The sequence below is a fragment of the Mesorhizobium sp. BR1-1-13 genome (assembly GCF_020165515.1).
Lineage (GTDB): Bacteria > Pseudomonadota > Alphaproteobacteria > Rhizobiales > Rhizobiaceae > Mesorhizobium.
Genome location: NZ_JAIUIH010000003.1, coordinates 208,167 through 232,166 on the forward strand (window position 1 = coordinate 208,167; position 24,000 = coordinate 232,166).

The 24,000-nt window shown below is 63.2% G+C and carries 23 protein-coding genes; 7 read left to right on the forward strand and 16 right to left on the reverse strand.

The annotated features are described in order from the left end of the window. Nucleotides 1–35: 35 nt before the first annotated feature. A complete protein-coding gene (gene murI / locus LB533_RS08650; RefSeq protein ID WP_140637894.1) occupies nt 36–824 on the reverse strand; it encodes a glutamate racemase in 789 nt (262 codons plus the stop codon). Further along, nucleotides 817–1,740, reverse strand: a complete 924-nt coding sequence (locus LB533_RS08655; RefSeq protein WP_140637893.1) for an RNA methyltransferase — start codon at nt 1,738–1,740, stop codon at nt 817–819. Before LB533_RS08655 ends, murI begins: the two co-directional genes overlap by 8 nt. A gap of 209 nt (nt 1,741–1,949) precedes the next feature. On the opposite strand from LB533_RS08655, the gene LB533_RS08660 reads away from it, so the two are divergent. Both LB533_RS08660 and LB533_RS08665 read left to right on the forward strand, forming a co-directional pair. Further along, complete coding sequence (locus tag LB533_RS08660; RefSeq protein WP_140637892.1) at nt 1,950–3,161, forward strand: NADP-dependent isocitrate dehydrogenase; 1,212 nt, start codon at nt 1,950–1,952, stop codon at nt 3,159–3,161. A gap of 84 nt (nt 3,162–3,245) precedes the next feature. Further along, nucleotides 3,246–3,872, forward strand: coding sequence for a glutathione S-transferase family protein (locus tag LB533_RS08665; RefSeq protein WP_140637891.1), 627 nt, complete (start codon nt 3,246–3,248; stop codon nt 3,870–3,872). 283 nt (nt 3,873–4,155) lie between these two features. Here the strand turns inward: LB533_RS08665 and alaS are convergent, their stop codons facing one another. Next, on the reverse strand, nt 4,156–6,822 hold the full coding sequence (gene alaS / locus LB533_RS08670) for an alanine--tRNA ligase (RefSeq protein WP_140637890.1): 2,667 nt from the start codon (nt 6,820–6,822) through the stop codon (nt 4,156–4,158). A gap of 304 nt (nt 6,823–7,126) precedes the next feature. After that, nucleotides 7,127–8,224, reverse strand: a complete 1,098-nt coding sequence (gene recA, locus LB533_RS08675; RefSeq protein ID WP_010909075.1) for a recombinase RecA — start codon at nt 8,222–8,224, stop codon at nt 7,127–7,129. A 282-nt stretch (nt 8,225–8,506) separates the two neighbouring features. On the opposite strand from recA, the gene LB533_RS08680 reads away from it, so the two are divergent. Both LB533_RS08680 and LB533_RS08685 read left to right on the forward strand, forming a co-directional pair. After that, the gene (locus LB533_RS08680; RefSeq protein ID WP_140637889.1) at nt 8,507–9,451 is read left to right on the forward strand and encodes a carbohydrate kinase family protein; all 945 of its coding nucleotides are present in this window, start codon (nt 8,507–8,509) and stop codon (nt 9,449–9,451) included. Between the two features lie 46 nt (nt 9,452–9,497). Further along, nucleotides 9,498–10,415 carry a pseudouridine-5'-phosphate glycosidase gene (locus LB533_RS08685; protein ID WP_140637888.1) on the forward strand — a complete coding sequence of 306 codons (918 nt, stop codon included), beginning with the start codon at nt 9,498–9,500 and terminating at the stop codon, nt 10,413–10,415. A gap of 40 nt (nt 10,416–10,455) precedes the next feature. On the opposite strand, the gene LB533_RS08690 is transcribed toward LB533_RS08685, so the two are convergent. Then, nucleotides 10,456–10,779, reverse strand: a complete 324-nt coding sequence (locus LB533_RS08690; protein WP_140637887.1) for a TfoX/Sxy family protein — start codon at nt 10,777–10,779, stop codon at nt 10,456–10,458. Nucleotides 10,780–10,869: 90 nt separating this feature from the next. On the opposite strand from LB533_RS08690, the gene LB533_RS08695 reads away from it, so the two are divergent. Continuing rightward, on the forward strand, nt 10,870–11,367 hold the full coding sequence (locus LB533_RS08695; RefSeq protein WP_140637886.1) for a GFA family protein: 498 nt from the start codon (nt 10,870–10,872) through the stop codon (nt 11,365–11,367). Nucleotides 11,368–11,493: 126 nt separating this feature from the next. On the opposite strand, the gene sufA is transcribed toward LB533_RS08695, so the two are convergent. The 7 genes from sufA to LB533_RS08730 form a co-directional block, all read right to left on the reverse strand. Next, entirely contained in the window at nt 11,494–11,874 is a 381-nt protein-coding gene (gene sufA / locus LB533_RS08700; protein ID WP_140637885.1) for a Fe-S cluster assembly scaffold SufA, read from the reverse strand. A 99-nt stretch (nt 11,875–11,973) separates the two neighbouring features. After that, nucleotides 11,974–12,366 carry an SUF system Fe-S cluster assembly protein gene (locus tag LB533_RS08705; RefSeq protein ID WP_140493873.1) on the reverse strand — a complete coding sequence of 131 codons (393 nt, stop codon included), beginning with the start codon at nt 12,364–12,366 and terminating at the stop codon, nt 11,974–11,976. Between the two features lie 5 nt (nt 12,367–12,371). Further along, on the reverse strand, nt 12,372–13,616 hold the full coding sequence (locus tag LB533_RS08710; protein ID WP_140637884.1) for a cysteine desulfurase: 1,245 nt from the start codon (nt 13,614–13,616) through the stop codon (nt 12,372–12,374). Between the two features lie 4 nt (nt 13,617–13,620). Then, nucleotides 13,621–14,889, reverse strand: coding sequence for a Fe-S cluster assembly protein SufD (sufD, locus tag LB533_RS08715; protein ID WP_140637883.1), 1,269 nt, complete (start codon nt 14,887–14,889; stop codon nt 13,621–13,623). 25 nt (nt 14,890–14,914) lie between these two features. Continuing rightward, nucleotides 14,915–15,670: a Fe-S cluster assembly ATPase SufC gene (gene sufC, locus LB533_RS08720; protein ID WP_140637882.1), complete on the reverse strand. Its 756-nt coding sequence runs from the start codon at nt 15,668–15,670 to the stop codon at nt 14,915–14,917. A 27-nt stretch (nt 15,671–15,697) separates the two neighbouring features. After that, nucleotides 15,698–17,215, reverse strand: coding sequence for a Fe-S cluster assembly protein SufB (gene sufB, locus LB533_RS08725; RefSeq protein WP_224677011.1), 1,518 nt, complete (start codon nt 17,213–17,215; stop codon nt 15,698–15,700). A 185-nt stretch (nt 17,216–17,400) separates the two neighbouring features. Further along, nucleotides 17,401–18,564, reverse strand: coding sequence for a cysteine desulfurase family protein (locus tag LB533_RS08730; RefSeq protein ID WP_224677012.1), 1,164 nt, complete (start codon nt 18,562–18,564; stop codon nt 17,401–17,403). Between the two features lie 240 nt (nt 18,565–18,804). On the opposite strand from LB533_RS08730, the gene LB533_RS08735 reads away from it, so the two are divergent. After that, complete coding sequence (locus tag LB533_RS08735) at nt 18,805–19,479, forward strand: alpha/beta hydrolase (protein WP_140493883.1); 675 nt, start codon at nt 18,805–18,807, stop codon at nt 19,477–19,479. Nucleotides 19,480–19,495: 16 nt separating this feature from the next. Continuing rightward, nucleotides 19,496–20,146, forward strand: a complete 651-nt coding sequence (locus LB533_RS08740) for an FMN-binding negative transcriptional regulator (RefSeq protein ID WP_224677013.1) — start codon at nt 19,496–19,498, stop codon at nt 20,144–20,146. Nucleotides 20,147–20,156: 10 nt separating this feature from the next. Here the strand turns inward: LB533_RS08740 and LB533_RS08745 are convergent, their stop codons facing one another. From LB533_RS08745 to LB533_RS08760, 4 genes are read right to left on the reverse strand one after another with little or no spacing between them, the layout of a single operon-like run. Continuing rightward, nucleotides 20,157–20,999: a phosphatase PAP2 family protein gene (locus tag LB533_RS08745; protein ID WP_224677014.1), complete on the reverse strand. Its 843-nt coding sequence runs from the start codon at nt 20,997–20,999 to the stop codon at nt 20,157–20,159. Nucleotides 21,000–21,024: 25 nt separating this feature from the next. Beyond that, a complete protein-coding gene (locus tag LB533_RS08750; RefSeq protein ID WP_224677015.1) occupies nt 21,025–22,674 on the reverse strand; it encodes an ArnT family glycosyltransferase in 1,650 nt (549 codons plus the stop codon). A 42-nt stretch (nt 22,675–22,716) separates the two neighbouring features. After that, on the reverse strand, nt 22,717–23,049 hold the full coding sequence (locus LB533_RS08755; protein ID WP_140493889.1) for a lipid-A-disaccharide synthase N-terminal domain-containing protein: 333 nt from the start codon (nt 23,047–23,049) through the stop codon (nt 22,717–22,719). Continuing rightward, entirely contained in the window at nt 23,042–23,776 is a 735-nt protein-coding gene (locus tag LB533_RS08760; protein ID WP_224677016.1) for a glycosyltransferase family 2 protein, read from the reverse strand. Before LB533_RS08760 ends, LB533_RS08755 begins: the two co-directional genes overlap by 8 nt. Between the last annotated feature and the right edge of the window lie 224 nt (nt 23,777–24,000).

Consider the following 24,000-nt stretch of genomic DNA (forward strand, 5'->3'; position numbering starts at 1 on the left):
GAGAAAACGAAACGGCCTCGCCAATGTTCCGGAAATCAGGCGACCGCCAGTCCAAAGCCCTGCATCAAACGGCTCGTGGCAAAGTCCGCCTTGCCTGATGTGAAGACGGCAATATCCCGTTGGCCGTGCGGCAACGGCCCATCGACCGGCGCCAGCAGCGACATCGCCCGCCGGGCGATCGCTTCGGCAGGATCGATCCAGTCGACCGGCCAGGGTGCGGTCTTGCGCATGCGGTTGACCAGAAAAGGATAATGCGTGCAGGCGAGCACGGCGATGTCGGTGCGCATGCCGTCGCGCTCAATGAAACACGGGGCGATCTCGGCGCGCACGGCTTCCTCGTCGACGAAACCTTCGCGCATATAGGCTTCGGCCAGCCCCGCCAGGCGGTCGCTGCCGACCAGCCGGACATGGCACTTCTGCGCCCATTTGCTGATCAGGTCGCGCGTGTATTGCCGTTTCACCGTGCCCGGCGTCGCCAGCACGGAGACGAGGCCGGAGCGGGTACGCTCCGCCGCAGGCTTGATGGCAGGCACGGTGCCGACAAAGGGATGGCCGGGAAACCTCTCGCGCAACGCGTCGATCACCAGCGTCGAGGCGGTGTTGCAGGCGATGACCGAGATGGCCGGGGAGAACCGGTCGAGCAATTTGCCGAACAGGTCGAGTATATGGACCCGCAGCGCCGGTTCCTCCCAGGCGCCAAAGGGGAAGGCGGCATCGTCGGCGATATAGACGAAGCGGCGGTCGGGCATCAGCACGCGCGCCTCGCGCAGCACAGTCAGCCCGCCAATGCCGGAATCGAACATCAGGATCGGCTGATCAGTCATTATCGGTTCCCTTGCCGCCGAGCGGCGGCGCGACGTTGTCGTCGTCATCAACCACCTGACGATCCGCATTGGTCTTGCGGCCGGGACCGCCGGCGCGCGCCGCTGCCGGAAGCCGCCTTGGATCATCTCCCGGAGAGCCGTCGCCGCGCGGCATTGCCGGCGAGAACCTGTCCAGCGACGAGATGATGCCGCGCAGCACCTTGAGCTCCGGCTCGGCAAATCCCGCCCGGGTCAATACGGCGCGCAGATTGTCAACCATCTTCGGCTTCTTCGGCGCCGGCCGGAAATAGCCCCGCGCTTCGAGTGCACCTTCGAGATAGGCGAACAGGCCGTGCAGATCTTCCTTGCTGGCCGGCTTCATGTCCGGACCCGTAAAGTTGGTCTTGGTCTCGTCCTCGAGGCCGGATTTCATCCACTCGTAGGACATGAGAAGCGCGGCCTGGGCGATGTTGAGCGAAGAGAAATCGGGATCGACCGGAAAAGTGACGATCTCGTCGGCGAGGCCAACCTCGTCATTGTAGAGGCCGAAACGCTCGCGGCCGAACAGGATGCCGGTTCGCTGACCCATGCCATGGCGAGCCCGGAGCACCCTGCCCGCCTCGACCGGTCCGCGCACGGGCTTGAAGCCGTCGCGTTGCCTTGCCGTGGTCGCGAAAACGAAATTCAAGTCGGCCATCGCTGTGGCGAGATCGCCGAAAACCTTGACGGCGTCGATGACATGGTCGGCGCGGCTGGCCGCCGCCCGCGCCTTCTCGTTCGGCCAGCCGTCGCGCGGGTTGACGAGGCGAAGTTCGGCCAGTCCGAAATTGGCCATAGCGCGCGCGACCATGCCGATATTCTCGCCGAGCTGCGGCTCCACGAGGATGATGGCTGGGCCGGCAGTTGGAGCGTTATCGGGACCTTTGGTGACGGGCATGGTTGTCAATGAACTGCTGTTTGCGGCATTTCAGCGTCCCCTGCCATATTCGGCCGCGAAAATGAAGCATTCGCAAATGGCGGGCGATCGCTTCGCTTTCGTGACCGATCGCCGTTTGCGCGGCCAAAAACGCTTTGATATACGGGCGCATCCCGGCCGAACGCCACGCGGGCAAGGCCGTCCCATTCCCACAACGAGGCATTCTTTCCATGGCGAAGATAAAGGTGGCGAACCCGGTCGTCGAACTCGACGGCGACGAGATGACCCGCATCATCTGGCAGTTCATCAAGGACAAGCTGATCCACCCCTATCTCGACCTCAAGCTTGAGTATTACGACCTCGGCATCGAGCACCGCGATGCCACCAACGACCAGGTGACGATCGATTCGGCCAACGCCATCAAGAAATACGGCGTCGGCGTGAAATGCGCGACGATCACGCCCGACGAGCAGCGCGTCGAGGAATTCAAGCTGAAGAAGATGTGGAAGTCGCCGAACGGCACCATCCGCAACATCCTCGGCGGCACCATCTTCCGCGAGCCGATCATCATGAAGAACGTGCCGCGGCTGGTGCCCGGCTGGACCAAGCCGATCATCGTCGGCCGCCACGCCTATGGCGACCAGTACCGCGCCACCGATTTCCGTTTTCCCGGCAAGGGCAAGCTGACGATCAAGTTCGTCGGCGAGGATGGCCAGGTGATCGAGCACGACGTGTTCGATGCGCCCGGCGCCGGCGTCGCCATGGCCATGTATAATCTGGATGAATCCATCCGCGAGTTCGCCCGCGCCTCGCTGAACTACGGCCTGCTGCGCAACTACCCGGTCTATCTCTCGACCAAGAACACCATCCTCAAGGCCTATGACGGCCGCTTCAAGGATATTTTCCAGGAAGTCTACGAGGCTGAATTCGAGGCCGAGTTCAAGTCCAAGAAGCTGTGGTACGAGCACCGCCTGATCGACGACATGGTGGCCTCCAGCCTGAAATGGTCGGGTGGCTATGTCTGGGCCTGCAAGAACTATGACGGCGACGTACAGTCCGACACGGTGGCGCAGGGTTTCGGCTCGCTCGGCCTGATGACCTCGGTCCTGATGACGCCGGACGGCAAAACCGTGGAAGCGGAAGCCGCGCACGGTACCGTGACGCGCCACTATCGCCAGCACCAGAAAGGCGAGGAAACCTCCACCAATTCGATCGCCTCGATCTTCGCCTGGACCCGAGGGTTGGCCCACCGCGCCAAGCTCGACGACAATGCCGCATTGAAGCGTTTTGCCGAAACGCTGGAAAAGGTCTGCATCCAGACGGTCGAATCCGGCTTCATGACCAAGGACCTGTCGCTGCTGATCGGCCCCGACCAGCCTTGGCTCTCGACCACCGGCTTTCTCGACAAGATCGACGAGAATTTACAGAAGGCGATGGCGTAGGCACCTGCGGGTTCAACATGCCGAAGGCTCCGGAAGGAGCCTTCGCTTTTTGGGCCAACGAAAACGAAGCAAAAGGCTGGCAGCATGGCCAAACCGGTCCTCTACGGCGCGGACTACAGCGTTTACGTGCGCATAGCGCGCATGGCGCTGGAGGAGAAGGGCGTCGACTATGAGCTTGTGCCGGTCGATGTCTTCGCCGCCGAGGGCATCCCCGGCTGGTATTTCGAGCATCACCCGTTCGGCCGCATCCCGGCCTTCGAGCATGACGGTTTTCGCCTGTTCGAGGCCAGCGCGATCGCGCGCTATGTCGACGAGGCGTTCGACGGGCCACCCTTGCAGCCGAAGGATCCGCGCGGCCGCGCGCGGATGAACCAGATCATCGGCATGCTCGACGCCTATGGCTATCGGGCCATGGTCTGGGATGTCGCCGTGGAGCGGCTGGAGAAGGCGTCGCCTGACGAAGCGCTGATTTTCAGCGGATTACGACAAGCAGAAACGGTCCTTCAGGCGCTCTCATCATTGGGACCCGCGGGGCCGTGGTTGCTCGGCAATCAACTGACGCTCGCCGACCTGCATGCGGCACCGATCATCGGCTATTTCGTCAAGGTGGCGGAAGGGCGGGAACTGCTGGCCGAATTTCCCGACGGCGATGCGTGGTGGACGCGGGTCTCAGGACGATCGAGCTTCGCCAACACCGAAAAGGCCGGTTGACCTGCGACGCAAAGACTTTCGGAGACCAATTATCGACGCCGGCGCCGCCCCTCAGCCGCCTGCCGGCACCTTCTCTCGTATAGGGACGGGGAGAAGGGACTGGCCGCGACGTCGGCGCTTGTTCCGCAACCCCGGCGATTGGTGAAACCATCGATGACAGCGTCTTTCTCCCCGTCACTATACGGGGAGAAATGTCCGGTAGGACAATGAGGGGCAGCGTCACCCTCGAAAAAGTGTGGAAGCAATCCTGACTGAAGCGGTTGTCCGACAAAGCTCGCGCTGATCACGCCGCCTCCAGCGCCGCCCTCACCGCAGCAATCGCGTCGTCGGCCTTCGAGGCATCGGGGCCACCGGCCTGGGCCATGTCGGGCCGGCCGCCGCCGCCCTGCCCGCCGAGTGCTGCGGAGGCGACGCGCACCAGGTCGACGGCGCTGAAGCGGCCGACGAGATCGTCGGTGACGGCGACCACGACGCTCGCCTTGTTGTCCTCGCCCGCACCGACGAACACGACCACCCCGGAGCCGAGCGAGCTTTTGCCGGCGTCAGCGAGCGGCTTCAGATCCTTCGGCGAGACACCCGAAACCGACTTGCCGAGGAAGCCGACGCCCGCGACGGTCTCGTTGGCGGCCGGCGCGTCAGCGGGCGACCCGCCGCCCAGTGCAAGCTTCTTGCGCGCTTCGGTGAGCTCCTTCTCGAGCTTCTTGCGCTCTTCGAGCAGGGCTTCAACACGCGCCGGCACGTCGGCCGGCGAGATTTTCAGTGTTGCCGCGGCCGCCTTTAGCCGCCGGTCCTGTTCGTCGAGATGCTTGCGCGCGGCCTCGCCCGTCAGCGCCTCGATGCGGCGCACGCCTGCGGCGACGGCGCTGTCAGACACGACGCGCACCAGGCCGATGTCACCGGTTGCCCTGACATGCGTGCCGCCGCAAAGCTCGACCGAATAGGGGCGGTTGGCCTTGGCGCCATGCAGGCCGGTGCCCATCGACACGACGCGCACCTCATCGCCGTATTTCTCGCCGAACAGCGCCATGGCGCCTTCGGCGATGGCATCGTCGACTGACATCAGGCGCGTGATCACCGGGCTGTTCTGCACCACGATCTCGTTGGCCATGCGCTCGACCTCCTCGAGTTCCGAGGACGAGATGGGCTTGTTGTGCGAGATGTCGAAGCGCAGGCGCTCAGGCGCGACCAGCGAGCCCTTCTGTGCAACATGGGTGCCCAGCACCTCGCGCAGCGCCTCATGGATCAGATGCGTCGCGGAATGGTTCGCGCGGAGCCTGGAGCGCCTCGCATGGTCAACCTTCAGCTCGACGGCGGCACCCGTCCTGGCAGTGCCGCTGACCACCTTGCCGAGATGCACGAACAGCCCGTCGGCCTTCTTCTGCGTATCGGAAATCTCGATCGAGAAGCCTTCGCCTGAAATGGTTCCGGTGTCGCCCATCTGGCCGCCGGATTCGGCATAGAACGGCGTCTGGTTGACGACCACGGCAACGGCTTCACCCTTGCCGGCGCTGTCGACGGTCTTGCCGTCGCGGACAAGCGCCTGGATGATGCCTTCCGCCTGCTCGGTCTCGTAGCCAAGGAATTCGGTAGCGCCGGATTTTTCGCGCACCGGGAACCAGACCGCTTCGGTCGCCGCCTCGCCGGAACCTGCCCAGTGCTTACGCGCCTCGGCCTTCTGCTGCTCCATCGCATTGGTGAAGCCGGCAAGATCGACCGAGATGTTGCGCTGGCGCAGCGCATCCTGCGTCAGGTCGAGCGGGAAGCCATAGGTGTCGTAAAGCTTGAAGGCTGTCTCGCCGTCCAGCATGTCGCCGGCGCCGAGCTTTTCCGTCGCCTCCGACAGCAAACCCAGTCCACGCACCAGGGTCTTGCGAAACCTGGTCTCCTCAAGCTTCAGCGTCTCGGTGATCAGCTGTTCGCCGCGCACCAGTTCCGGATAGGCCTGACCCATCTCGCGAACCAGCGCCGGCACCAGCTTCCACACCAGCGGCTCGTTCGCACCGAGCAGCTGTGCATGGCGCATGGCGCGGCGCATGATGCGGCGCAGCACATAGCCGCGGCCTTCATTCGATGGCAGCACGCCGTCTGCGACCAGGAACGACGACGAGCGCAGGTGATCGGCTATGACGCGATAGGATGCGACGGTCTCGGCGTCGGGACCGCGGCCGAGCGCGGACGACGCTGCATCGATCAGATGGCGGAACAGATCGGTCTCAAAGACGCTTTCCACGCCTTGCAGGATGGAGGCCATGCGCTCCAGGCCCATGCCGGTGTCGATCGACGGGCGCGGCAGGTCGATGCGCTCGTCCTTCGTCACCTGCTCGTACTGCATGAACACCAGGTTCCAGAATTCCAGGAAGCGATCGCCATCCTCCTCCGGGGTGCCGGGCGGACCGCCCCAGATGTGCTCGCCACGGTCGATGAAGATTTCCGAGCATGGCCCGCATGGCCCGGTGTCGCCCATCGCCCAGAAATTGTCGGAGGTCGGGATGCGGATGATGCGATCGTCGGAAAAACCCGCGATCTTCTTCCAGAAGCCGGCCGCCTCGTCGTCGGTGTGATAGACGGTGACGAGCAGCTTGTCCTTCTTCAGCCCGAACTCCCTGGTGATGAGGTTCCAGGCCAACTCGATGGCGCGCTCCTTGAAATAGTCGCCGAAGGAGAAATTGCCGAGCATCTCGAAGAACGTCAGGTGGCGCGCGGTGTAGCCGACATTGTCGAGGTCGTTGTGCTTGCCGCCGGCGCGAACGCTTTTCTGGGCGGTCGTGGCACGCGAATAGGGCCGCTTCTCCAAGCCGGTGAAGACGTTCTTGAACTGCACCATGCCGGCATTGGTGAACATCAGCGTCGGATCGTTGCGCGGCACAAGCGGGCTCGACGCCACGACCTCGTGACCCTCCTTGCGGAAATAGTCGAGAAATGTCGACCGGATCTCGTTCACGCCACTCATGAATGCTGCCTTTTCGAGAGGGCCGCCGGCCGGACCGGCGGAAATGGGCTCTGCTTTAGAAGATGGAGCTGGCCTTTTAGCCGCCGCTTGGCACCCTGTCCAGAAACACGCAAGCCGGCCAATTCGCGGTTCGCCAGCCGCTCAAAACGCAAACCGCCGGCACGGGGGCCGGCGGTTCGAAACGCAATACTACAGAACTCGATTACATAAGCTCAAGTTGATGAACCGGGATTATGGCCGAACTCGGGCCGTAAATCGAATGATAGATCGCGCCCGCGAACGCTTGGATTACGCCGGCGAACGCTTACATCGCGCCGGCTTCATCCTCGAACCCATCGTCACCACCTTCGGAGCCGCCATTCTCTAGGAATTTTTCGGCGATCAGTCCGGCGTTCTGCCTGAGCGCAAGTTCGATCTCGCGCGCCGTATCGGGATTGTCGCGCAGGAACAGCTTCGCGTTCTCCCGGCCCTGGCCGAGACGCTGCGAATTGTAGGAGAACCAGGCGCCCGACTTCTCGACCACGCCGGCCTTGACGCCGAGATCGACCAGTTCGCCGGTCTTCGACACGCCTTCGCCGTACATGATGTCGAACTCGACCACCTTGAAGGGCGGCGCCAGCTTGTTCTTGACCACCTTGACGCGGGTCTGGTTGCCGACGACCTCGTCGCGGTCCTTGACCGAGCCGATGCGGCGGATATCGAGACGCACCGAGGCGTAGAATTTGAGCGCATTGCCGCCGGTGGTGGTTTCAGGCGAGCCGAACATGACGCCGATCTTCATGCGGATCTGGTTGATGAAGATGACCATGGTGTTGGAGCGCGAGATCGAGGCGGTCAGCTTGCGCAGCGCCTGGCTCATCAGGCGGGCCTGCAGGCCGGGCAACGAATCGCCCATCTCGCCCTCGATTTCGGCGCGCGGCGTCAGCGCCGCGACCGAATCGACCACCAGCACGTCGATGGCGCCGGAGCGCACCAGCGTATCGCAGATCTCAAGCGCCTGCTCGCCAGTGTCAGGCTGCGAGATCAGGAGGTTTTCGAGATCGACTCCGAGCTTGCGGGCATAGACCGGATCGAGCGCATGCTCGGCATCAACGAAGGCGCAGATGCCGCCCTTCTTCTGGGCTTCCGCCACCGTGTGCAGCGCCAGTGTCGTCTTGCCCGAGCTTTCCGGCCCGTAGATCTCGATGATGCGGCCGCGCGGCAGGCCGCCGACGCCAAGCGCGATGTCGAGGCCGAGCGAGCCGGTCGGCACGGTTTCGATCTCGACGACCTGCTCGTTCGCGCCGAGCCGCATGATCGAGCCCTTGCCGAAAGCTCGCTCGATTTGCGACAGCGCCGCATCCAGAGCCTTTGATTTGTCCACTGCCTTATCCTCTACAAGCCGCAAGCTGTTCTGAGCCATGATACATCACCCCGTAGTCGTCAATGAAGGCCGGACAATCCGTAATCCTTGGTTATTTGTACCTTTTTTGTTCTCATTTGGCAAGAGGGATCAAGCATTTGAAAAATAAGAAACATCCTGATTTGTTCTTTTTTTGTCTCACGATTCGGCTCCAGCATGGTCCGAATATTAGGCCAGGCTGGTTCGCCGGGCCGACCTCACGAATCGCCGGCTGTTGCCTGCGAAGCTCCGTCGCACAGCATGGCGCTTGTGCGTGACCGCCAACAAAGGTCATATCGGCGCATGGTGAGATCTCCAAGAGTCCTGGCGGTGGGCGGCGCCCATATCGACAGGCGCGGTCAAGTGTCCGGCGCTTACGTGCCGGCTGCCTCCAACCCGGGCACGATGCGCGAGGATGTCGGCGGCGGCGTCTTCAACGCCTTGCGCAGCACGGTGCGGCGAGGCGTCTCGGGCTCGCTGCTGTCGGTGCGCGGCGGCGATGCCGCCGCCGACACGGTTTCGCGCGCCATCGCCGAAGCGGGCATTGCCGACCTGTCCGCGGTGTTCCTCGACCGGACGACGCCGAGCTATACGGCGCTGATCGACCGCGAGGGCGAATTGCTCGTCGGCTTTGCCGACATGGCGCTTTATGAGCTGGCATTTGCAAAGCAGATCCGCCGCTCCAGGGTGCGGGAGGAGATCGCCGCCGCCGATGCCGTTCTGTGCGACGCCAATCTGCCATCGGCGGCTCTGGAGCGGCTGGTATCGCTTGCCGCCGGCAAGCCCGTGTTCGCCATTGCCATTTCACCGGCCAAGGTCGTGCGCTTGACACCGGTGCTCGGCGGACTGGCCGTCGCCTTCATGAACAGGCGCGAGGCGGTGGCGCTTGCCGGGCTTGATGATGCCGCCTCTCAAAAAACTATCGTCGACGGGCTGAGAAGCGCCGGCCTCGACAGCGCGGTGGTCACGGCGGGCGGTGGCCCGGTGCTGGGCTTCGACCGCGACGGCAGCTTTGCCGTCGTCCCGCCCCCTCCAAGAAAGGTCGTGGACGTCACTGGCGCCGGCGACGCGCTGGCGGGCGCTACGGTCGCCGCCCTACTGCGCGGCATGCCCTTGCGCGCGGCGCTGCGCGAGGGCGTCGCCGCCGCGACGCTGGCTATTGAAAGCGCGGGCGCCGTTCCCGATTTCACCACGGCGACTTTTGCGCAAGCTCTGGCTCTTGTGCCCGAAGAGCAGGAAATGGCATGAGACCGGCGTCTGAAAGGATGCCCCGCATTTCGGATTGGAGATCCAGATGACCCCAGATACCGTCCGCCCCTTCATCGATGTCCACGCGCCGGTGGCGCAGGCCCTGTCGGCCGGGAAGCCCGTGGTGGCGCTGGAAAGCACCATCATAACCCATGGCATGCCCTACCCCGACAATGGCGCTATGGCGGCCGACGTGGAAAGGATCATTGCCGATGGCGGCGCGGTGCCGGCGACGATCGCCGTGGTGGCGGGCCGCATCAAGATCGGCCTCTCCGACGGAGAACGCGAATCGCTTGCCATGACCGGCGATGCCATGAAGCTCTCTCGCGCCGATCTCGGCTTCGCCGTTGCGCAAGGGCGCACCGGCGGCACGACGGTTGCCGCCACGATGATCGCCGCGCATATGGTTGGGATAAAGGTGTTCGCCACCGGCGGCATTGGCGGCGTGCACAAGGGCGCCGAAAAAAGCTTCGACATTTCGGCTGATCTCGATGAGCTGGCGCGCACGCCCGTCATCGTCGTCTCGGCTGGAGCCAAGGCCATCCTCGACATCGAAAAGACGCTGGAAGTGCTGGAGACCCGCGGCGTGCCCGTGATTGGCCATGGCTGCGAGACCATGCCGGCCTTCTGGTCGCGGCAGTCGCCGTTCCGGGCGCCGCTGACCTTGCACGCTCCGGAAGACATCGCGCATTTCTACAAGACGCGACAGGCCCTGGGCCTGAGCGGCGGCATGCTGATCGCCAATCCGGTGCCGGAGGGTCACGAAATCCCGGCCGGCGAGATGGGCGGCTACATCGAGGCCGCCCAGAAGGCCGCCGAGGCGCTCAATGTCACCGGCAAGGCGGTGACGCCGTTCCTGTTGTCGAAGATCCTCGAGCTGACCGGCGGCCGAAGCCTGAAGACCAACATCGCCCTGGTCGAGAACAATGCGCGGCTGGCAGCGCGGATCGCCAAGGCGCTGTAGGGCCAATGTCGGCGGTGTGAAGGAACTCGACGGCTGCGGTTCACTTCCCCGCCCTTCGCCCCGCCTCATAGGCCCGCCGCGCCCACACCGCCATCTCATCCGGGTCGTCGAAGGCACTATCGGGAATGCTCCAGTAGGGCATCGCCACCAGCTTGCCGTGGCGGGACCCGGTGTAGGTCCACTGCGTGCAGGCGGCGGCCTCGAAGTCGGGCGCGCTTTGCTCGTCCGCCTTCAGCATCAATTCGCCGCGCAGCACGATGGCGACGATGACGCCGTCGGCATAGATGCCCTTGCCGCCGAACAGTTTCCGGATGCTGACCGGGCCCAGGCTCTGGAAGAGTTCTTCTATGCGTTCATTGTCCATGTGCGGATCATGTCACCGCGATCCGGCCTTGTCATCGGCGCAACCAAAACCATGCTGACAGGTTGAAAAGGATCGATCGGAGTTCCCGCCATGCCTGTCCTGCTCAAGGGGTCCTGCCGCTGCAATGCCGTTCGTTTCGAGGTGGAAAGCCACACGCCCGTGCCGTTCATGCTGTGCTACTGCTCGATCTGCCGCAAGCAGCAGGGCGGCGGCGGTTTTGCCATCAATCTCGGCGCCGACTACGAGACGATGACCATCCGGGGCAAGAGCAGCCTCGGCGTCTATCGGGCCGAGATCGAGGACGACGAACATCCGCATTGCGAGATCTCGACCGGAGAGCGCAATTTCTGCCGCAAATGCGGATCGGCGCTGTGGCTCTACGACCCGACCTGGCCGGAACTCGTCCATCCCTTCGCCTCGGCGATCGACAGCGACCTGCCGAAACCGCCTGAAAAGGTGCATCTGATGCTGAAATACAAGGCCAAGTGGGTCGAGCCCGATATCGGACCGAGCGACAAGGTGTTCGACGTCTATCCCGAGGAATCGATCGCCGACTGGCACAAGCGGACAGGGACGTGGGTGGAGTAGTCTTCTTCTTCCCGTGTACGGGGAACGTGCAGCTGATGAGAGGCGGCACAGACTTCGGATGAGCCAGCGCTGCCCCTGATCCGGCCCTTCGGGCCACCTTCTCCCCGTGAACGAGGCGAAGGAAGGTCAGGCGGAGGCGCGTGCTTCTGCCAGCGCCTTGAGGTCGGCCGGCTTCAGTTCGACGGATTCGCCGCAGCCGCAGGCCGAGCTCTGGTTCGGATTGCGGAAGGTGAAGCCGGTGCGCAGCGTCGTCTGCTCGAAATCCATCTCGGTGCCGAACAGGAAAAGTGCTGCTTCCGGCGCAACATAGACATGGGCGCCGTCGCGCTCGATGTGGTCGTCCTTGGTGTTGGGTTCGGTCACCAGGTCGACCGTGTATTCCATGCCGGCGCAACCGCCCTTCTTGATGCCGAGGCGAATGCCATGCGCGCCTTCACGCGTGGCAACGATCTCGCGCACCCGGTCGGCGGCCTTTTCGGTCATCGTGATGACGGCAAAGCGTCCCATATTTCCTTCTCCATTCCATGCAGGTTCAAGGCCTGCCGAATGATTCCTCACCTAAAATGGTGAAGTTTTACCATTGGCGCAAGTGTACCAGGCTCGCTGCTAGTACCAGCCCACCGCCACCTGCGCCTCTTCCGACATGCGGTCGGGCGACCAGGGCGGGTCGAATGTCATGTTGACCTCGACGCCCGACACACCTTCGACGGCGCCGACGGCATTTTCCACCCAGCCGGGCATTTCGCCGGCCACCGGGCAGCCGGGCGCGGTCAGCGTCATGTCGATCTTGACCGAGCGGTCGTCCTCGATGTCGATCTTGTAGACGAGGCCAAGCTCGTAGATATCAGCCGGGATTTCCGGGTCGTAGACCGTCTTCAGCGCCGAAACGATGTCGTCGGTCAGCCGCGCCAGTTCGTCGGCGGGAATGGCGGAGGCGGAAACCACCGCATTGGCGGCCGCGTCGGGAACAGCGTCGGTGGCTGTGCTGGCATCTTCCATGATCGTCACCCGAAAAACTTGCGCGCTTTTTCCAGCGCATCGGCCAAAGCATCGACTTCGGCTCGCGTATTATACATGCCGAACGACGCCCTGCATGTGGAGGTTACGCCGAAGCGTTTCAACAGCGGCTGGGCGCAATGGGTGCCCGCGCGGACAGCCACGCCTTGCCGGTCGATCACCATCGATACGTCATGGGCATGAATGCCTTGCAGCTCGAACGAGATGATGGCGCCCTTGCCCGGCGCGTCGCCGAAGATGCGCAGCGAATTGATGGCGCGCAATCGTTCGTGCGCATAGTCCTTCAAATCGGCCTCGTGCGCGGCGATGCGCTCGCGGCCGATTTTTTCCATGTATTCGAGCGCGGCGCCGAGCCCGATCGCCTGGACGATCGGCGGCGTACCGGCCTCGAAGCGGTGGGGCGGGTCGTTGTAGGTGACGATGTCTTCAGTCACCTCCTCGATCATCTCGCCGCCGCCCATGAACGGCCGCATGCGCTGCAGGATGTCCTTCTTGCCATAGAGCACGCCGATGCCGGAGGGGCCGTAGACCTTGTGGCCGGTGAAGACGAAGAAATCGCAGTCGAGGTCCTGCACGTCGATGGGCATATGGACGGCGCTCTGGCTGCCGTCGACGAGCACGGGAATGCCGCGCGCATGCGCGATGCGCACGATCTCCTTGATCGGCGTCACCGTGCCCAGCGCGTTCGACATCTGGGTGATGGCGACCAGCTTTGTCCGGTCGGTCAGTCGCTTCTCGAATTCCTCGACATGGAAGACGCCGAGATCGTCGACCGGCACCCAGACCAGCTTGGCGCCCTGCCGCTCGCGAATGAAGTGCCAAGGCACGATGTTGGAGTGATGCTCCATGATCGACAGCACGATCTCGTCGCCCTCGCCGATATTGGGCATGCCATAGCCATAGGCGACGGTATTGATGGCCGAGGTCGTGTTCGAGGTGAAGACGATATTGTCGGTGCTCGGCGCGTTGAGGAAGCGGCGCACCGTCTCTCGCGCCTTTTCATAGGCGTCGGTCGCCGCATTGGACAGGAAATGCAGGCCGCGATGGACGTTGGCGTATTCCTGGCTATAGGCCTGCTGGACGGCGTCGAGCACCGCCTGCGGCTTCTGCGCCGAGGCGCCGTTGTCGAGGTAGACGAGAGGTTTGCCGTAGACTTCGCGCGACAGAATCGGGAAATCGCGGCGGATCGCCTCGACGTCGTAGAAATCGCCGATCTTGCCTGGTGCGTTCATCACTTCACCCGTGCGTCAAAAACCATTCGTCGAGTCGCGCTTCCAGCGCCTCGACGATCACCTCGTCGTCCAGTTCCTCGATCACCTCGGCGATGAAGGCCTTCACCAGCAGACCACGGGCGCTCTTCTCGTCGATGCCGCGCGCCATCAGATAAAACAGATGGTTGTGGTCGATCTCGGTGACGGTGGCGCCATGACCGCAGACGACGTCGTCGGCGAAGATTTCGAGTTCCGGCTTGGTCGAGAACTCGCCGTCGTCCGACAGAAGCAGCGTGTTGCAAGCCATTTTGGCGTTGGTCTTCTGCGCGTACTGATGAACGTTGATGCGCCCCTGGAAGACCCCGCGCGCCTTGCCGGTCACCACATTGCGGATCAATTCCGTCGACGTCGTGTGCGGCACCGCATGGTCGAGCACCATGGTGGTGTCCGTGTGGGCGTCGCCGGCCAGCAGGTTGATGCCGCGCAACTGGAAGTCGGCGCCCTCGCCCGTCGTCTTCACCACGACCTCCTGGCGCACGAGCTTGCCGCCGGCGTTCATGACGAACAGCGTCAGCTTCGCGTTCTTGCCGATATGAGCCTTGAACTGCGCCAGATGCGTTGCCGTGTCCGGCTGCTCCTGGATGATGAGCCACGTCACCTCGGCGCCTTCGCCGAGCACGAGCTGACTGACCGAGCTGACAAGGGCTGCGCCCTCGCCCGCCTGGCGCTCGACGAGGACAGCTTTGGCGCCGGCGCCGACACGCACGGCCAGGCGCACATGCGTCTGGCCGCCGGCCTGCAGGTTCTGCAATTCGATCGGCTTTTCCAATTCAGTGCCGTCGGCGATGTCGACGAAATAGCCGTCGGCGACGAAAGCCGTGTTCAACGCCCCGATGGCATCGTCGCTGCCATAGGGATCGAGCCCAGGCGCGATGCTGCCGTCGGTCAGTTTCTCCGACAGGGCCTGGACGCTGACGCCTTCGATTCCGGGCGTTTTGGCGCTCGACACGCCATTGAGAAGCGGCAACACGGTGGAACCTTCAACAACTGGCGCGATGGCTTTGGCCACGGCCGTCGGATCGAAGTCCGGCACGGTGTTCAGCAGCCGGCGCAGGTCCGTGTAGTGCCAGGATTCGATGCGCCGGGTCGGCAGTCCGTGCTTCACCGCCTCGATGGCGTCGTCGCGCTTCAACATCACCGCGCCGTCGCCCGGCAGCAGCGACAACCGTTCGCCGAAAGCGTCGATCAACGCGGTTTCGACCGGCGTCCGCTGCGGTTGTGCGTGCATGTTCATCAGTTTGACCTTGCCCTCTGGCATCTCACGCGGCTTGCCCGATCACGCCGGCATAGCCATTGGCCTCCAAATCGAGCGCCAGCGACTTGTCGCCGGACTTGATGACCTGGCCCTTGTAGAGCACGTGCACGGTATCGGGCACGATGTGTTCGAGCAGCCGCTGATAGTGCGTGATGACGACAATGGCGCGCTCAGGCGAGCGCAGCGCGTTGACGCCATCGGAGACGATTTTGAGCGCATCGATATCGAGGCCCGAATCGGTCTCGTCGAGCACGCACAGCTTCGGCTCCAGCAGCTTCATCTGCAGGATCTCGGCGCGTTTCTTCTCGCCGCCGGAGAAACCGACATTGAGCGGCCGCTTCAGCATGTTCATGTCCATGTTGAGCGAGCCGGCTGCCTCCTTCACCCGCTTCAGGAATTCCGGGATCTTCAGCGGCTCCTCGCCGCGCGCCTTGCGCTGCTCGTTCATGGCCACCTTCAGGAATTCCATGGTCGCCACGCCCGGTATCTCCATCGGATACTGGAAGGCGAGAAAGATGCCTGATGTGGCGCGCTCGGCCGGATCCATTTCGAGGATCGATTGGCCGTTGTAGAGAATGTCGCCCTCGGTGACCTCATAGTCCTCGCGGCCGGCGAGGATATAGGAGAGCGTCGACTTGCCCGAGCCGTTCGGGCCCATGATCGCGGCGACCTCGCCGGTTTTCACCGAGAGATTCAGGCCGCGGATGATCTCGGTGCCGTCATCGACGATGCGGGCATGCAGGTTCTTGATCTCAAGCATTCTTTTGTTTCCTGAATATCTGTCCGGTCAGCCGACCGAGCCCTCGAGCGAGATCCCGATCAGCTTCTGTGCCTCGACGGCGAATTCCATCGGCAGCTGCTGGATGACGTCCTTGACGAAGCCGTTCACGATGAGCGCGATCGCTTCCTCCTCCGGAATGCCGCGCTGCATGACGTAGAACTTCTGGTCCTCGGAAATCTTCGACGTCGTCGCCTCATGCTCGAACTGAGCCGTCGCGTTCTTGGCTTCCATGTAGGGCACGGTGTGGGCGCCGCATTGGTCGCCGATCAGCAGCGAGTCGCAATTGGTGAAGTTGCGCGCATTGGTCGCCTTGCGGTGCGCCGAAACCTGGCCGCGATAGGTGTTCTGCGAGAAGCCGGCGGCGATGCCCTTGGAGATGATGCGGCTCGACGTGTTCTTGCCGAGATGGATCATCTTGGTGCCGCTATCGACTTGCTGATAGCCGTTCGACACGGCGATCGAATAGAACTCGCCGCTCGAATCGTCGCCGCGCAGGATGCAGCTCGGATATTTCCAGGTGATGGCCGAGCCGGTTTCGACCTGCGTCCATGAAATCTTCGAGCGGTGGCCACGGCAATCGCCGCGCTTGGTGACGAAATTATAGATGCCGCCCTTGCCCTCGGCGTCGCCGGGGTACCAGTTCTGCACCGTCGAATACTTGATCTCGGCATCGTCGAGCGCGACCAGTTCGACCACGGCGGCATGCAACTGGTTCTCGTCGCGCTGCGGCGCCGTGCAGCCCTCGAGATAGGAGACGTAGGCCCCCTCCTCGGCGATGATCAGCGTGCGCTCGAACTGGCCGGTGTTCTTCTCGTTCATGCGGAAATAGGTCGACAGTTCCATCGGGCAGCGAACGCCCTTGGGCACGAAGACAAACGAGCCGTCGGTGAACACGGCCGAATTCAGCGTCGCATAAAAATTATCCGACGTCGGCACGACCGAGCCGAGATATTTCTGCACCAGTTCGGGATGCTCGCGGATGGCTTCCGAGATCGAGCAGAAGATGACGCCCGCCTGCGCCAGTTCCTTCTTGAACGTGGTGACGACGGAAACCGAATCGAACACGGCGTCGACGGCGACGCGGCCGGACTTGTAGACGTTGTCGCTGGCTTCCTCGAGCTCGGACGCATCGGTCTTCTGCACGCCTGCCAGGATCTCCTGCTCCTTCAGCGGAATGCCAAGCTTCTCGTAGACCTTCAAGATCTCGGGATCGACGTCGCTGAGCGAAGTCGGTCCGGGCGTGCTCTTGGGCGCCGCGTAATAGTAGATGTCCTGGAAATCGATCTTCGGATAATTGACGCGCGCCCAGGTCGGCTCTTCCAGCGTCAGCCAGCGCCGATAGGCTTCCAGCCGCCATTCCAGCATCCAGGACGGTTCGTCCTTCTTCGCCGAAATGAAACGGATGATGTCTTCGCTCAGGCCCTTGGGAGCCTTGTCGACAGCGATTTCGGTCTGGAATCCGTATTTGTATTGGTCGACGTCGATCTTTCGGACCCGATCAATCGTGTCCTGCACAGCAGGCATAAGCGTTCTCCATCCACGCCGGGGTCAAGGCCCGACAGTTTTCAAACTATGGCACCGCCGGATGGGCACCCAAGAAGCACCTGCGGCGGCGTAAGTTTCATATAGTGCGCCTCGGCCGGAAATTCACCCGGCCAGCATGAAACGCACGGCTCAACCAGGCCGAAAGGCCCAAATTCGTCCAACCGCTACGCGGCCTTCTCCTTGCCCACCCGACGTTCGGCGATTTCTGCCAATGCCAGGCGGAACGCCTCGATGTCCTGCGCGCCGGTCGCCGCGCCGATCGACACGCGCAACGCACCCAAACTGCCACCGTGACCCATGGCCTTCAGCACATGGCTCGGACCGACTTTTCCCGACGAGCAGGCGGAACCCGCCGACAGCGCCACACCGGCCAGGTCGAAGGCGATCTGTACCGTTTCGGCCTTGGCGCCGGGAATAGCGAAGAATGTCGTGTTGGCAAGCCTCGGCGCGCCAGTTCCGAAGATTTCCACGTCCGGCACCAACGTTTTAACGATGGCCTCGATCTCGTCGCGGCGCCGACGCAGGGCATCGACGGCCTCCAATCCGATGAGAGCCTCCCGCGCCGCCGCGCCAAATCCTGCAATGCCGGGCAGGTTCTCAGTGCCGCCGCGATGGCCCTTCTCCTGGCCGCCGCCGTTGACGAGAGGCTTCGGCATCATGAGATCGGCAGCGGCCACAATGGCGCCGACGCCCTTGGGGCCGCCGATCTTGTGCGACGACAATATCAGATAGTCGGCGTAACCCCCCGAAATGTCGATTGAAATGCGCCCTGCCGCCTGAACCGCGTCTACGACGAGGACACCGCCGAGCGCCTTTACGATTTCGGCGATACGATCGACCGGCTGGATGACGCCAGTCTCATTATTGGCGGCATGGATTGCCACCAGCGGCAGCCCGCTGGCCTTATCGTGCGCGGCAAGCACGTTTGCCATTGCTTCGAGGTCGACAATTCCATTGGCGTCGACGCCGATCCGCGTCACCTGCGAGGCCGGGAAGGACCCGCCGTTCAACAGGCAGGGGTGGTCGGCTTCGCAGACATAGAGATGGCTCATGCGGATGGTCCCGCGCCCCATCCGCCAATCGGGCGTCAGCAGCGTCGAGGCGGCTTCCGTGGCGCCTGACGTGAACACGACATGCCCAGCCTTGGCCTTCACCAATTCCGCCACATCACGCCTTGCAGTTTCGATCAGGCGACGGGCCGCGCGCCCTTCGGCATGGACCGATGATGGATTGGCGGCGGTATCGAGCGCCGCGACCATAGCCTCGCGTGCCGCTGCAAGCAGCGGCGCACTGGCATTGTAGTCGAGATAGGCGCGCATTCCGGCCATTTTCTTCCCATTGGTCCCGTCAGAAGCCATTCCACCGAGATATCGCGTTATTTCCTTGAAATTCCAAGGCAAGCCGTCCTATTTACGCGGCTTGCGGCGCGGGCAGCCGGGCGATTGCGTTCCGGCCACCCAGTTTTGAACAATTCTAAACTAGCTTCTATGAAGACGCTCGCCCTGCGTCAAGGCCAGAGGAAGGTTCTCGGGCGCCGCGCATTCTTATTACCCAAGTTGGAGTATTTCATGCCTGAGGTCATTTTCACCGGTCCGGCCGGCCGCCTGGAGGGTCGCTACCAGCCCTCGAAGGAAAAGAGCGCGCCGATTGCCATTGTCTTGCATCCGCACCCGCAATTCGGCGGCACGATGAACAACAAGATCGTCTACGACCTCTTCTACATGTTCCAGAAGCGCGACTTCACCACGCTGCGCTTCAATTTCCGCGGCATCGGCCGCAGCCAGGGCGAATTCGATCACGGTACAGGCGAATTGTCGGATGCGGCAGCCGCACTCGACTGGGTGCAGTCGCTGCATCCGGATTCCAAGAGCTGCTGGGTTGCCGGCTATTCGTTCGGCTCGTGGATCGGCATGCAGCTTTTGATGCGCCGGCCTGAGATCGAAGGCTTCATCTCGGTCGCGCCACAGCCCAACACCTACGATTTTTCCTTCCTGGCGCCCTGCCCCTCCTCGGGGCTCATCATCCATGGCGACGCTGACAAGGTGGCGCCACCGAAGGACGTGCAGGGCCTGGTCGACAAGCTTCACACGCAAAAGGGCATCACCATCACGCAGAAGACCTTGCCCGGCGCCAATCATTTCTTCGCCAACGATGCCGAACTGCTGATCGAGGAATGCGCGGATTACCTCGATCGCCGGCTGGCCGGCGAATTGTCGGATCCGCGCCCGAAGCGGCTGCGCTAAAGGGCGGATGGCCGCGATGTACCAGCCTCCTCATTTCCAGGAAACGCGGCCGGAGGTGCTGCACGGGCTGATCCGGGCACATCCGCTCGGCCTGCTGGTTTCCAGCGGACCCGAGGGGCCGGCCGCCGACGCCATTCCGTTCCTGATTGACGCCGATGTCGGGCCAAACGGCAGGCTGCGCGCTCATCTGGCCAGAGCCAATCCGCAATGGCGCCTCATCGCCGACAATCCGGCCTCGACGGTGCTGATCGTCTTCCAGGGCACCGATGCCTATGTGACGCCGTCCTGGTACGAGACCAAGCGCGAAACCGGCAAGGTGGTGCCGACCTGGAACTATGCCATCGTGCAGGTGCGCGGCACCGCGAAGGTGATCGACGATCAGGACTGGCTGGCACGGCAGATCGCCGACCTGACGGCTTCGCAGGAGGGCGCGCGTGAGGCGCCATGGGCGGTAACGGATGCGCCTGTCCCGTTCATCCAGTCGCAGATCAAGGGCATCATCGGGCTGGAGATCGAGATCGCCGAAATCCACGGCAAATGGAAGGTCAGCCAGAACCGTCCCGTCGCGGACCGCGCAGGCGTTGCGCGCGGGCTTGAGAGCGAAGCGGCCAATTCATCCGACATGGTGAACCTGGTAAGGTCCTACGGCGGACTGGACGGCGCGTGAAATTCCAGACTCAACGGATCGGACGGCCGTTCGCCTTGTTTCGACCGATCAGCCGAAAGGTTCGCTTGCGCACCGGCAGTCCCGATCGTGTCGGGCTGAAGATGAAGCCAAGCCGGGCAAAGACCAATCCGCAAACCAGCGCGAAGGCAAAGCCAAGACCAAAGCCGGCGACGGTATCGCTCGGATAATGCGCGCCGACGAAGACTCGCGTCGAGGCAATGCAGGTCGTGACAAGCAAAGCGATATACCAGCGCCGCGGGAACAAAAGCAGCAGGATGCCGAACACGGCCCCCATGGTCGTGGCGTGACCGGACGGAAAACCGGCAAAGCGCGCATCGAAGGCGAAGGGACGCAGGGACAGCACACCAAGCTCCTGAAAATAAAGCGGACGCGCGCGGCCGACCGCATATTTCAGGACATTGACCAGCAGGCCGGACAGGCCGACGGCGCTCAGCGCAAGGAACGCCAGGCAGGTCCAGTTGTAGACGAGCATCAATGACCGCCGCGGCAGGCTTCGCCAGTCCGTCAGATTGGCCCCTATGAGCAGCAATGCCGGCGGGATGAGATACCAGCCGCCCAGGCCGAACTGCGTCAGGAACTCGGCAAGCCGGCCGAAGCCCGCCGACCACTGGCCGTGCAGCAGTCCCGCCGGAGTGTCGAGGCCGACGAACGCCACTGCCGTCAGCAAAATCCAGGCCGAGATCCAGAGCGGCCACAGGATCTTGGGATACGATGCGGAACGAGCAGCGAAGCGCCCTCTGACGATCCGCAGCGTGTCGCGGAAATTGCCGGCCGACCGACGCAGCACCGCAGCGGGCGCAATGGAAACGGAAGGGCGCGGTTTCACCAGCATTGAAAACTCGACCCCGTTGTCGAACTCATTGGGCGATACGGTAGAGGCCGAGCGACATTTTGTCTCCCGATGAAAAGTTTAGCCCGTCGATCGTCGTAAGACGGCTCGCCGCCTTGCCTTGCCCGGCCAGCAGACCATCGAGTTTCTGCTCATCCTCGATCGGCGCCAGCCCCAGCGCGCAGGCGGGGTCCGCAAGCAGGTGCTTTGCCACGCCATCGATGTCGGTCAACACCGTTTTCGTGCCCACCAGGAACACAAGGCTCGGCTCGTGATACCGCGCCGACGCCAGCACCGAGGTGTCGCAGGGCTTGTAGGCGCGCACAGCCTCGTTGATCGCCGGGCTCAGCCATATCGGCCCCAAGGATGGGGCGATGACACCAAAGAGCAACCCGTAGGTGATGCCCGCACAGGCGGCGACGGCGCCGATACGGGCAAGCGGCACTTGCAGCTGTCGCGAGAAGGCCAGATAGCCGGCGCCGATCGCCGACGCGGCCGCCGGAATGCTCCACCAGGAGAAAGCATGGGTGAGGTAGATCGGGGCGGCCACGCAGACCGCCGCCAGGCCGAGGCTGACCACGATCAGGCCAAAGGCCGTCGACCACCACAACCATTGCTGCCAGCGCCGGAGCGGCGCATTGGCGTCCTGCGGCTGCAATGTCAAAAGCCAGCCAATCAGCAGCGCCATGCCGGGATAGGCCGGCAGCACATAGTGCGGCAGCTTGGTCGGGATCAACTCGAACACCAGCCAGAAGGGGATGTACCAGGCGAGGCAGAAGCGCAGCCGTGCATCGTCGCGGAGCCGGTTGAGGGCTTGCAAGCCGGCGCCGACGGCGATCAGGCCGAACGGCCACATGAACAGCGAATAGGTCAGCATGTAGAAGCCGGGCGGCAGGCCGTGCGATTCCTCGCCCTGGGCGACCTTGCCGAGCATGTCCTTGCCGACGGCCTGCTGGAGGAAGGCGCCGTGGCTTTTCCAGGTGATCAGGGCGAGCCAGGGCAACACGATCAGCACGACGAGGAGCAGGCCGCGTCCCACCTTGAGCTTCGACAGCCAGCGCCCATCGCGTTCGAATGCAAACAAGACAGCGATGGTGAGCGCCGACAGCAGTGGGGCGATCGGCCCCTTGATGAGGATCGCGGCCCCTTGCGCCAGCCAGAATATCCACCACAGATGGCCGGCGACGGGCTCGTTGCGGCGCGATGCCAGGTAAATCTGCGCCAGCGCGCCCTGCGCCGCCACGCAGCAGGCCAGCAGCATCGCATCGGTCTTGGCGTCACGGCCCTCGAAGGCGGTGGCGAAGATCGCCGCCATCACCAGGCCGGCGGCGATGCCGGCGCTGGCTCCGAAAAGCCTGGTGCCGGTCCAGGCGATGCCGAGAACGGTCAGGGCGATACCCAGCGTCGACACCAGGCGGTAGACCCATATTGGTGCGGCGGCCCCCTTGCCGCTCAGGGCCACGGCCGCGGATTGCAGCCAATAGATGCCGATCGGCTTCTGGTAGCGCGAAGCGTCCTGAAAGCGGATGTCTACATAATCGCCGCTCTCGACCATCTGCTTGCTGGCCTGGACGAAGCGCGGCTCGTCACGATCCAACGGCGGCATGGACGCAAGTCCCGACACCGTCATCACCAGGCTGAACAGGAAGAGAAGGATGTAGTTCCTGTTCAGCGCCATATTCCAGCCTCTCCGACCATTCTTGCTGATGCGCAAAGCCGCTCAATCGACCTTGGTCATCGCCGCCTTGCGTTCATTGGCGATCAGCCAGAGATTTCTGATGTAGATGAACAAGCCCATGCCCTGGCCGGCGATGAACACCGGGTCCTGCCGCTTGATGGCATAAATCAGCAACAGACCCCCTCCGAACAGCGAGAAGAACCAGAAGGCGATCGGCACGACGCTTCGCTTGGCCTTTTCCGATGCGAGCCACTGCACGACGAAGCGCATGGTGAAAAAGAACTGGGCGACGAAGCCGAGCAGGATCCATGCGTTGAACTGTTCGATGAAGACCCGGTGGATCCAGGTCACCAGTTCCTGAAGCACGTTAACCATGCATGATTTCCTCTACTTTTGGCATCCGGCGACGCCTGCGGCGCAGCCACCAGACGCCACAGAGATCGAGCACGCCCTGGAGGCCGCGGTCGAAAATCCCGTAATTCGACTTGCCGTGGCGGCGGGAGCGGTCGACGACGTCGCAATGCACGATATGGTATCCTTCCTGGATGACCAGCGCCGGAACGAAACGATGGGTGCCGTCGAAGAACGGCAGCTTGCGCAGGATCTCGGTGTGGACCGCCTTCAGGCCGCAGCCGGTGTCGCGCGTCTCGTCATGCAGGATGGCGTTTCTCAGCCAGTTGGCGAACCGCGACGCCAGTTGCTTGACCTTGCTGTCGCGGCGCTTCAGGCGCTGCCCTTGCGCGGCACCGTAGTCGGGCCCGGCTCGCCGCAAGGCGTCGACCAGCATGGGAATGTACTGAGGATCGTTCTGGCCATCGCCGTCGATCGTGGCGACGATGGTTCCGCGCGCCGCCCAGGCGCCGGAGCGTACCGAGAGGCTCTGGCCGGCGGATTTCTCGTGCCGCAATTCCCTGACGGGAAACGGTCGAAGTGCTGCCTGCCTGGCGAGAACGGCTGCGGTTTCGTCGGTCGAGCCGTCGTTGACGATGATCAGTTCGAAGTCGCGCCCGGTCATCGCCGCCTCGATCTCATCGATCAGCAGCGGCAGGTTTGCCGCCTCGTTCCTGCAAGGAATGACGATGGATATCAATGCGTCCGGCATGTCGCGTGGGGCTCTGTCGTCGGATATGGCATTGGGTGGATGCCGTGCGGTGCCGCTTGAGGTCGTGGGCTGCAAGGACCTTTTGGCGCGCGCCTCATTACGCCAGCACAAACAATGAAGCAAGCATCCGCGCCGAGAGGCGGCTTGCGGCGTTTCAACAACAAGTGATTGCCAAGCCCCTGATCGAAGCGCGATCGGGCGCAAAACCGGATTCCACTTTTGCT